This is a genomic window from Nocardia sp. NPDC060259, from assembly GCF_042728775.1.
Classification (GTDB): Bacteria; Actinomycetota; Actinomycetes; order Mycobacteriales; family Mycobacteriaceae; genus Nocardia.
In genome coordinates this window covers 1-9410 of the sequence record NZ_JBHXAY010000168.1, presented here as the reverse complement: position 1 = coordinate 9410, position 9410 = coordinate 1, and the positions used below count along the sequence as shown (strand labels likewise).

Here is a 9410-nt window from a genome sequence, read left to right as displayed (position 1 = left end):
GTGTATAAGAGACAGGGTGCGGATCGAGGACGATCCGCACCACCCGGGTCGGTGTCACCTGCCGGTGGGTTCGGCGGCACGCACCAGCGCACCGCCGATGATGAGCCGCTGGATCTCACTGGTGCCCTCGTAGAGCCGCAGCAGGCGTACGTCCCGGTAGATCCGTTCCACCGCCACACCCCGCATGTATCCGGTGCCACCGTGCACCTGCACCGCGGAATCGGCTACGCGACCGGCCATTTCGGTGCAGTAGAGCTTGGCCACCGATGGCGCGAGGCGGCGGTCCTCGCCGGTGACCCAGGACTGCGCGGCCGCGCGCACCAGGGCCCGCCCGGCCATGACGCCGGTCTGCATGTCGGCCAGGTGCGCCTGCACCAGCTGGAAGCGCCCGATCGGGGTGCCGCCCTGGGTGGCCGTTGCGGCGTAGGCGACCGATTCGTCGAGCGCGCGCTGCGCGGTCCCGACGGCCAGGGCCGCGATGTGGACGCGGCCGCGCGCCAGGGAACTCATGGCGGCCCGATAGCCGACGTCCTCCTGGCCGCCGACGAGGGCGTCCGCGCCGACCCGCACGTCCTGGAAACTCACCTCTGCGGTCCACGCGCCCTCCTGACCCATCTTGCGGTCCTTGGGCCCGACCGTGACGCCCGGCGTGCTCGCGGGCACCAGGAACACCGAGATCCCGGGCCCCGAGCTGTCGGCCTGTCGGGTGCGGGCGAAGACGACGAACAGATCGGCCACCGGCGCGTTGGTGATGAATCGCTTCTCGCCGTTGATGATCCAGTCCGCGCCCGTGGCGGTCGCGGTGGTGCGCAGCGACGCGGGATCGGATCCGGCGCCGGATTCGGTCAGCGCGAACGAAGCGACCACGGCGCCGGTGGCGATGGGCTCGAGCCAGCGGGCCTTCTGCTCCTCGGTGCCGAACCCCACCAGGACCTGCCCGGCGATGCCGTTGCTGGTGCCGAACAGCGACCGCAGGGCCAGGGTGGTGTAGCCGAGTTCCATGGCCAGCTCGACGTCCTGGGCCAGATGCAGGCCGAGCCCGCCCCACTGCTGCGGGATGGCGTATCCGTAGAGGCCCATCGCCTTGGCCTGCGCCACGATCTCGTCCGGGATCCGGTCCTGCGCGGCGATCTCGGACTCTCGCGGGACCACGACGGTGCGGACGAAATCTTTTGTCTGGGCGAGGATCTGGTGGAAATCCTCGTCGGTGACCTGGTCGGTGGTCGTGCTGGTCATGGCGAAGCCTTCCTCGGGCACGGCAGTCGCCGTGGCTGGTCGATACGTTGTGTTCGCATTTACTGTAATACTATCGGTAACCGGAATAGAGAAGAGGGAACGACGATGACAGCGATCGACGCGGGGGTGCTCATCCTGCGGGTGTGCCTCGGGCTGACCATGGCCGCGCACGGCTACGGCAAGATCTTCACGGGCGGGCGGATCCCGGGCACGGCCCGCTGGTTCGACAGCATCGGGATGCGCCCTGGCGCGGTGCACGCGCGCCTGGCCGCGGGTGCCGAGATCGGTGCGGGACTCGCGCTGGCACTGGGCATCGCGACGCCGTTCGCGGCGGCCGGGTTCGTCGCCCTGATGCTGGTGGCCGCGTGGACGGTGCATCGCGCGCACGGCTTCTTCATCGTCGGCAACGGCTGGGAGTACAACTTGGTGCTCGCGCTGGCCGCGATCGGCGTAGCGACGATCGGCCCGGGCCGGCTGAGTGTCGACGGTCTCCTGCTCGGCAGCGAAAACGTCGACGGCTGGGTGGGTTTCGGCATCGCCGCCGGGCTGGGCCTGGCGGCGGGAACGGGCCAGCTCGCGCTGTTCTACCGGCCGCCCGCGCCGACACCGTCCTGACGCGCCGGATACCGGCGTGCTCAGGTGGCCACGCGCACCTCCGCCAGAGTCGCCGCCGCGATCTCGCGCAGGCCGTCGTGGATCGCGCCGTCACTGCTCAGCGGCGCCAGCACGCAGGCGTGTACGGCGTCGAGCTCGCCGACCCCGGCCGCGACGAGCCGCGCCGCCGCCACGAGGACCCGGGTCGATGGCGGTTCGAAATGGAAGGCGCCGTCGGCCTTGCGGATGGCGACCGCGCAGCCGACGAGTCGCCGGGCCACCGCCGGATCCACCGCGGTCTCGGCCACCAGCAGCTCGGCCTCGCGCTCCGGCGGCAGGTAGTCCATGGCGACGGTGACGAACCGTTGCCGGAACGAGGGTTTGAGTTCCTTGAGCGAACTGCGGTAGGCGGGGTTGTAGGAGCAGACGAGCATGAACGGATCGGGTGCTGCCACGACTTCGTCCGCGCGATCCAGGAACAGCGTGCGGCGGTGGTCGGTGAGCGCGTGCAGGACGGCGAGGGAATCGTGCCGGGCCTCGACCACCTCGTCCAGGTAGCAGATCGCCCCGGACTTCACGGCCCGGGTGAGCGGACCGTCGGTCCAGCGGACGTCACCGCCGGTGACCATGAACCGGCCGACCAGGTCCGAACTGGTCAGGTCGTCGTGGCAGCTGATCGTCACGACCGACCTGCCGAGCAGCCTGCCCATGTGTTCGACGAAACGGGTCTTGCCGCACCCGGTGGGCCCGGTGAGCATCACCGGCAGCCGCTGGCGATGCGCACCCTCGAACAGGGGCACCTCGATACCGGCGGCGAAGTACGGATCTGTGTTCATTCGGCTACCAACTCTCGATGGATCTGGGCGAGTGCTCTGGGCAATTCGTCGACCCGCCCGATGCGGCGGGATCGCCTTGGCCCGAACACCTCCGGCAGCGGGTCGACCCGGGTCGGGCCGACCCCGAGGTAGAAGACCCTGACCCCGGCGTCCTCGGCTTCCTCCACGGCATGGGCGACATCGGCCCAGGCGTAGCGGCCTTCGTAGCCTTCGTCCGACATCAGTCCGTCGCCGATGACGATCAGCAGTCTGCGCTGGGACGGCTGATCGACCAGCCGGGCGGTCAGGTGGCGCAGGGGAGCACCGAGCCGGGTGTAGCCGCCGGTGACCAACCCGAGGCTGCCCGGGTCGACGAAATGTGGGTCCTGGAAATCTTTGAGACAGTCCACCTGCACCCGGTGCCGGGTGTTGCCGGTGAACACGAAGATGCCGTGCCGTTCCCTGGCCATGGTCATCGCCCGCGACAGGGCGTCCGCGCAGTCGAGTTCGAGCCGGAAGACCTGCCCGCCGTGCACTCCGAGCGAGGAGCTGCCGTCCAGCAGCAGGGCGGTGCTGACATCGCGAGACATGGGCGCCAGCTCCCGGAACACTCGCGGCTGCGGCGCCCGGCCGGTGCCCGCGTCGACGACATAGGCGACGTAGCGGTCGATGTCGATATCGGATCCGTCCTCGAGCCCGGAACGCATCGCGCGGTGGGTGTGGTGTTCGAACCAGCGCCGCACATCACCGGAGACGGCGGTGATCGGGGAGTTGCGGGTGGGCAGCTTGCGTTCCAGCACGGCGACATGGTCGGGCAGGAAGGCACCGGTCCAGCGGTTCCACTCCGGGTAGGGGATACCGGCGCGCTGGTCGGCCCTGACCTCGACGTCGTCGTCCTCCGGTCGGCTCGGCGGCGGCAGGTTCGCGTTGCGCGCACCGCCGTCCCCGCCGACCGGGACCGTCGGCGGGCGGTAGGAGTCGCTGCGCGCCGACGTCCACGGCATCCGGGCGTACACCCGGCGCACGGCCGAGGCCAGGGCGCCGCGTCCGGCCGCACCCGACGGCAGCGCGCCGAGCAACGGGTACGTCGCGAGGACCCGCCTGGTCCTGGCCAGTGCGAGAGCCCGATCGAGCATCCGGCCACCGTCGAGATCGTCCTCGTGGAGCTCGAGATCGGTCAGCGCCCTGCGCAATTCGGGGAGCAGGCCAGGCAAGCGGGCACCGACCCAGGCGGCGGCCACACCACCTTCGATCAATGACAGCGCCGCCCGCTGCCGCGGTGACAGCTCGTGCAGCGCGTACTCGGCGATGCGGTCCTTGGACGGCGAACACTGCAGTGCGACACCACAGGTCAGGGTCGTGCGAGTCCAGTCGGCGTCGATCGGCGGGTACGGGACGTGCACGATGCGACGTCCCGTGCTCAGACCGAATCCCCGGTGTTCGCCGGTCATCAGACGCGCGTCGGTGCGCCGGCGTTCGGAGAAGGCCACCGCGGTCACCGCGCAGCTGCGTTCGATCGCGGATGCCCGTGCGGTATCCATCGGTCAGTCGCTCGCGACGGCGGTGCGATCGGTGGCGAAATCGACGGTCGCGAAGTTGACGGTGGCCAGTGCCGCGAGGCTGTCGTCGGGCCCGCCGTACACCTCGACCTGCACGACGATCGAGCGCTTACCCGCGTGCACGACCGTGCACTGTGTGCGCGCCGCGCCGTCGGTGACCGGACGGAAGTAGCGCACGTTCAGGTCCGAGGTGACCACGCCGGCGTTCGGTGGCCGGTGCTCGAGCGCGACCGTGCCCGCGGCGATGTCGACCAGGGTGGCGATCAGGCCGCCCTGCAGGCCCCCGGAGGTGTTGACCACATGGGGCGCGACGGGCAGTTCCCAGTTCGGTGTGCCCTGGCTGTCGGTGCTCTTGCGGAAGCCGATGTGGTCGAGCAGCCCGCTGATGTGTCGAAGGGTTGTCATCATGGCGTTCACTCCTGTCGGGTGCCGGTGCCGGCGAAATGCGCGCGGACCGCGGACAGATCCGGCTTGCCCGACGGGGTACGGGGGATGGCGTCGACGAGCGCGATATCGGTGGGAATCTCGTAGCGGGCCAACCGGGTTCGCAGATGGTCGAGCAGGTCGGTGATCTCGGTCCGGCGATCGGGGCGCAATTCGACCATCGCGACCGGGGTCTCGCCGAGGCGGTGATCGGGCCGGGCGACGACGGCCGCGCCGCGCACCGCCGGATGCGCCTCGATGGCCGCGCGCACCTCGTCGGGCATGATCTTGAATCCGCCGCGGATGATGGCCTGATCGGCACGTCCCAGGATCCACAGGAAGCCGTCGGCGTCGATGCGGGCGAGGTCGGTGGTGCGGATCCAGTCCGTCCCGGCCCCCAGCTGACCGGGTATCACCTCGAGCAGTCCCTGGCGGTCCGTGCCGAGTTCGGTGCCGTCGTCGGCGACCACCCGCAGGAGGGCGCCACCGCTGGCCCGTCCGACGCTGCCGCGTTTGGCCTGCCAGAACTGCCGATGGTCGGCCAGCGTCCATCCCGCGACCCCGCCGCCGAATTCGGTGGCGGCATACGAGGTCAGGACCGGGATGCCGAACTTCTCCTGGAAGGCGTCGGCGTCGGCGGCCGACAGGGGAGCGGTGCCGGAGGTGACTGCCCGGACACCGGCGAGATCATCGGCGGTGAGATCGGAGTGCAGCACCATGCGCAACGCGGCGGGCACCAGCGACACCGCGCCGGGCCGGTGTTCGCGCACGACGGCGGCCCAGCGGTCCAGCTCGAAACGCGGCAGGAAGACGAACGGCCGTGCGGTGAGCACGCATTGCAGGATCCGGAACACGCCGCCGATGTGCACCAGCGGGGCATTGACGATCGCGACACCGGTGCGCGGCGCGGTGGGTACCGGATGGCGATCGGGGTCGGCCCCCAGCACGCTGCGCCACAACATGTCGTAGGTCAGGTCGACGCGCTTGGGTGGGCCGGTCGTGCCGCTGGTCAGCATGCGGACCGCGGTCACCGAGTTAGTCGCCGACGCAACGGATTTCGTCCGCACTCGCCCCGGCTGTCCGTCCAAGCCGTCCACGGCCAGCGTCGTGGCGCCGGGGTCGACCAGGGCGGTGAGATCGTCGGTGTTGCCGATCACCAGCGGCAGATCCAAGGCGGTGATGTCGTCGCGGATTCGGTCGTCACCGCGGGCGGGGTTGATCACGACCACCGTGCCTCCCGCGAGCAGGACACCGAGGAACGCGGCCACGTGTTCGGGGCGGTTGCGCAGCAGGATGCCCACCGGCTGTGCCCGCGGTACGTGGTCGGCGGTGCAGTGTGTCGCGGTGGCGAGTTCGCCCCAGGTGAACCAGGTTTCGTCGAACTCGATCGCCCTGGCGTCGGGTGCGAGGTCGAGGATCTGCCGGATCCGGGTGCTCAGCGGGTGGTCGGGCGGCTGGGTCATCAGCGGATCCTCGGTTCGATCGGGGTGGCGGGCCCGCTGTCGCGGGCGGCCGCCAGTTCCGCCGTGGCGATCGGATTGCCGAGGCGGGTGTAGACGAGACCGTGCTCCATCGCGGCCCGGTAGGGCTTGTCCAGGGATTCCCAGATCGCGCGCACCGTGCCTTGGGTAGCGGTCGGCGGTTTGGCCGCGATTCCGGCGGCGATGGCATGTGCGCGCTCCCAGAGCTGTTCGCGGGCAACGATTTCCGAAACCAGACCGATCCGCAGCGCGGTGCCGGCGCAGACCCGCTCGTCATTTCCCATCAGCGCGATGCGCAGGGTCTCGCCGAGACCGACGCGGCGCATGAGCCCGATCGGTTCCAGCGCGCAGACCAGCCCCGCCGAGACATGGGAGTCGAAGAAGGTGGCTTCCTCCGAACAGATCACCACATCGGCTTCGTTGACGAAGTAGAACGCGCCCGCCGTGCACATCCCCTGCACGGCGCACACCACCGGCTTCCACATCTTCTGCCATTTCGGGCTCAGCGCCTCGCCGGGATCCTCGTGGTGCCAGATCCCCTCCGGCTGGCCGTAGGGCACCTTGATGTCGAGGCCCGCGGAAAAGGCGCGCGTGCCTGCCGCGCGCAGGACGACGGCGTTCACCGAGTCGTCCAGGCGAATCCGCCGCCAGACCTCGCGCATCTCCTCGCACATGGTGCGGTCGAAGGCGTTGAGCCGGTCCGGGCGGTTGAGCGTCACCGTCGCGACCCGGTCGCGCTCGTCGACCTCGAACAGCACGGTGGAATAGGGGGTGCTCATCGGCACTGCCAGATCGGGTCGCGCTTCTCGACGAAGGCCTGCGGCCCCTCGAGAGCGTCCTCGGTGCGGGTGACCCGCTCCCGGAAGGATTCGGCGAGCATCTCGGCCTCGTGCAGCGGCACGTCCAGGCCCTTGAGGATGGCCAGTCTCGTACCGCGAACGGCAAGGGGCGCATTGGAATTGACGATCTCGGCGATCTCGCGCGCGCGTTCGAGGAGACGGTCGTGCTCGACCACCTCGGTGATCATGCCGAGTTCGTAGGCCCGCTGGGCGCTCATCCGTTCGTGTTTGCCCATCAGCGCCATCCGCAGCGCGACGGTCCGGGGCAGCACCCTGGCCAGGCGGACCACCTCGCGCCCGGCGACCAGCCCGATACTGACGTGCGGATCGAAGAAGGTCGCCCGATCCGAGGCGATGACGATGTCGCCGGTGGTCACCCAGTCCAGCCCAGCCCCGCAGCACAATCCGTTGACCGCGACGATGATCGGCTTGGTCATGGTGCGAAACGGCGGCGTGCCCTCCTGCGGCGCCTCCCACTGCTCGTAGGTCGACAGGTAGGGCCGCTCGCTGACCACCTTGCCGTCGCCCGGGATCTCGGTGACATCGGCGCCCGTGCAGAACGCGCGGCCGGTCCCGGTGACGATCAGCAGCCACACCTTGTCGTCGTGCTCGGCCTCGTCGTAGGCGTCCCGGAGCTCGGTGATCATGTGCGGGCTCAGCGCGTTGAGGGCGTGTGGGCGGTCGAGCGTGATGGTGGCCGTGTGCCCGTCGACCTCGTAGCCGATGGTGTCGAACGGCATGCTTGCCTCCTGGAGACGGGGGTAGTGAAATATACTGTTGCATGTACAGTAGACAATACCGTCAGCCCTCCGCCAGAGTGGCCGCGATGCCCCGAGAAGAAAAGAGCTGCGATGGCCGAGCCCGCCGCCGTGCCACCGGACACGGCGCGCACCGACAGCGCGCCGACGGGCCGCTTCGGTGCGGAACCTCTCGCCCAGACCGCCGCCGCCGCCGCGGCCGTGCGCCGCGTCGTCGGCCTGCTGCTCGCGCTCGAGCATCCGCACCCGGCCGTCGACGCGATGCTGTCCGAGTTGTCGGGATGGGAACGCGAACTCGCCGCCGCGGTGCCGCCCGATCCGGCGCCGCGATTCGCCGGCGACCCCACGGACCGTCGGGTGTACCTGAACCACGCCTTCGACATCGGCGCGTTCAATCCCTGCTTCCCCGAGTACGTCTTCGACCACCTCGACACCGCGACAGCGCGGGGCCGCATCACCTTTCCTCTCGTCCACGAGGGGCCGCCCGGCCTCGTGCACGGTGGTTTCCTCGGTGTCTTCTTCGACGCCGTGGTCCAGCATCACAGCTGTGCGTCCGGGGTGGCGGGCAAGACGCGATCGATGGAGGTCACCTATCGCAGGCCGACCCCGATCCTCACCGAACTCGACTTCGACATCGTGCGTGTGCTGAGCGACCGCGAGATCGAATCGACCGCCCGCATCCTGCGCGACGGGCAGCTGCTGTGCTCGGCGGTCGTGCGCACCGTCGCCGTGCCCATCGACGGCTTGCCCACGGCGCGATTCGGGCCCCGAACCAGCCGTCCCTGACGGCCGCTGCCGATTACCCCAAAAACCCAGGAAGAGATAGCCGATGACCGTGTCCCCTGCCACCGACGGCCGTGTGCTCTACGAGCTCGATCCGGACCGCCGGATCGCCACCATCACCCTGAACAACCCGGCCCAGCGCAACTCCTACGACGCCGCGATGCGTGACGACATCGCCCGCTGCCTGGACCGGGTGGCCGACGACGACGACATCACCGTGGTGCTGCTGCGCGGCGCGGAGCAGGTGTTCAGCACCGGCGCCGATATGAACAACGCCTACGGCTGGTACGGCGAGCGCGCCGCCACGAACGGTGAGCGCACGGCACCGCGCAGGCCCAGTCAGCGCAGGCGGCTGACCGTGGACCGCAAGTCCTTCGGCTTCTACCACGAGTTCCTTGGCTTTCCGAAGGTCACCGTCGGCGAGATCAGCGGGTACGCGCTCGGCGGCGGGTTCGAGATGGCCCTGATGACCGACATCTCGGTGATCGCCCGCGACACCCGGATCGGCATGCCCGCGGCCCGGTTCCTCGGCCCGGCGCTGGGCAGCCTGCACATGTTCTTTCATCGGCTGGGCCCGGTGCTGGCCCGCCGACTGCTGTTGACCGGGGACATCGTCGAGGCGGCGAGTGTGGAGCATCTCGGGGTGTTCACCGAGACCTGTGATCCCGCCGCGGTGACCGCGCGAGCGCGCTACTGGGCGGAGAAAGCCGCGAAGATGCCCGCCGACGGCGTCGTCATCGCCAAGGAGGCGTTCCGGATGGTCGAGCAGAGCCAGGCGTATCAGGGGGAAGAGGTCGCCAGCTACTTCTTCCACGCCTTCGGTACCAACCTGCAGTTCGCCCCTGGCGAGTTCAACTTCGTCAAGACCCGCGCCGAGCACGGCACGAAGGAAGCATTCCGCTTGCGCGACGCGCACTTCCAC

At 69.7% G+C, this 9410-nt stretch carries 10 protein-coding genes; 3 read left to right on the top strand and 7 right to left on the bottom strand.

What is annotated here, in order from left to right:
* Positions 1-54: 54 nt before the first annotated feature.
* Positions 55-1236 carry an acyl-CoA dehydrogenase family protein gene (locus ACFWF2_RS32750; protein WP_379311356.1) on the bottom strand — a complete coding sequence of 394 codons (1182 nt, stop codon included), beginning with the start codon at positions 1234-1236 and terminating at the stop codon, positions 55-57.
* A 105-nt stretch (positions 1237-1341) separates the two neighbouring features.
* On the opposite strand from ACFWF2_RS32750, the gene ACFWF2_RS32745 reads away from it, so the two are divergent.
* Positions 1342-1851: a DoxX family protein gene (locus ACFWF2_RS32745; RefSeq protein WP_379311355.1), complete on the top strand. Its 510-nt coding sequence runs from the start codon at positions 1342-1344 to the stop codon at positions 1849-1851.
* A gap of 20 nt (positions 1852-1871) precedes the next feature.
* Here the strand turns inward: ACFWF2_RS32745 and ACFWF2_RS32740 are convergent, their stop codons facing one another.
* The 6 genes from ACFWF2_RS32740 to ACFWF2_RS32715 are packed head-to-tail and all read right to left on the bottom strand — an operon-like array spanning position 1872 to position 7687.
* Complete coding sequence (locus ACFWF2_RS32740; RefSeq protein ID WP_379311354.1) at positions 1872-2666, bottom strand: AAA family ATPase; 795 nt, start codon at positions 2664-2666, stop codon at positions 1872-1874.
* Positions 2663-4186, bottom strand: a complete 1524-nt coding sequence (locus ACFWF2_RS32735) for a nitric oxide reductase activation protein NorD (protein ID WP_379311353.1) — start codon at positions 4184-4186, stop codon at positions 2663-2665. The genes ACFWF2_RS32740 and ACFWF2_RS32735 overlap by 4 nt, the downstream gene beginning before the upstream one ends.
* A 3-nt stretch (positions 4187-4189) precedes the next feature.
* Complete coding sequence (locus tag ACFWF2_RS32730; RefSeq protein ID WP_379311352.1) at positions 4190-4609, bottom strand: PaaI family thioesterase; 420 nt, start codon at positions 4607-4609, stop codon at positions 4190-4192.
* A gap of 8 nt (positions 4610-4617) precedes the next feature.
* On the bottom strand, positions 4618-6090 hold the full coding sequence (locus ACFWF2_RS32725; protein ID WP_379311351.1) for a class I adenylate-forming enzyme family protein: 1473 nt from the start codon (positions 6088-6090) through the stop codon (positions 4618-4620).
* Positions 6090-6887: an enoyl-CoA hydratase/isomerase family protein gene (locus ACFWF2_RS32720; protein WP_379311350.1), complete on the bottom strand. Its 798-nt coding sequence runs from the start codon at positions 6885-6887 to the stop codon at positions 6090-6092. The genes ACFWF2_RS32725 and ACFWF2_RS32720 overlap by 1 nt, the downstream gene beginning before the upstream one ends.
* Entirely contained in the window at positions 6884-7687 is an 804-nt protein-coding gene (locus ACFWF2_RS32715) for an enoyl-CoA hydratase-related protein (RefSeq protein WP_357347510.1), read from the bottom strand. The genes ACFWF2_RS32720 and ACFWF2_RS32715 overlap by 4 nt, the downstream gene beginning before the upstream one ends.
* Positions 7688-7798: 111 nt before the next feature.
* Here ACFWF2_RS32715 and ACFWF2_RS32710 point away from each other — a divergent pair, with 111 nt between their 5' ends.
* Together ACFWF2_RS32710 and ACFWF2_RS32705 are read left to right on the top strand one after the other, a co-directional pair.
* Positions 7799-8491: a hypothetical protein gene (locus tag ACFWF2_RS32710; protein ID WP_379311349.1), complete on the top strand. Its 693-nt coding sequence runs from the start codon at positions 7799-7801 to the stop codon at positions 8489-8491.
* Between the two features lie 43 nt (positions 8492-8534).
* Positions 8535-9410 (top strand): enoyl-CoA hydratase/isomerase family protein (locus ACFWF2_RS32705; RefSeq protein WP_379311348.1); only part of this gene is annotated, 876 nt, incomplete at its 3' end.

Bases quoted from the DNA above. Each gene is read 5' to 3' on its own strand.
- ACFWF2_RS32745 (WP_379311355.1), top strand. From the start codon at position 1,342: ATGACAGCGATCGACGCGGGGGTGCTCATCCTGCGGGTGTGCCTCGGG.
- ACFWF2_RS32725 (WP_379311351.1), bottom strand. From the start codon at position 6,090: ATGACCCAGCCGCCCGACCACCCGCTGAGCACCCGGATCCGGCAGATC.
- ACFWF2_RS32730 (WP_379311352.1), bottom strand. From the start codon at position 4,609: ATGACAACCCTTCGACACATCAGCGGGCTGCTCGACCACATCGGCTTC.
- ACFWF2_RS32710 (WP_379311349.1), top strand. From the start codon at position 7,799: ATGGCCGAGCCCGCCGCCGTGCCACCGGACACGGCGCGCACCGACAGC.
- ACFWF2_RS32720 (WP_379311350.1), bottom strand. From the start codon at position 6,887: ATGAGCACCCCCTATTCCACCGTGCTGTTCGAGGTCGACGAGCGCGAC.
- ACFWF2_RS32740 (WP_379311354.1), bottom strand. From the start codon at position 2,666: ATGAACACAGATCCGTACTTCGCCGCCGGTATCGAGGTGCCCCTGTTC.
- ACFWF2_RS32715 (WP_357347510.1), bottom strand. From the start codon at position 7,687: ATGCCGTTCGACACCATCGGCTACGAGGTCGACGGGCACACGGCCACC.
- ACFWF2_RS32750 (WP_379311356.1), bottom strand. From the start codon at position 1,236: ATGACCAGCACGACCACCGACCAGGTCACCGACGAGGATTTCCACCAG.
- ACFWF2_RS32735 (WP_379311353.1), bottom strand. From the start codon at position 4,186: ATGGATACCGCACGGGCATCCGCGATCGAACGCAGCTGCGCGGTGACC.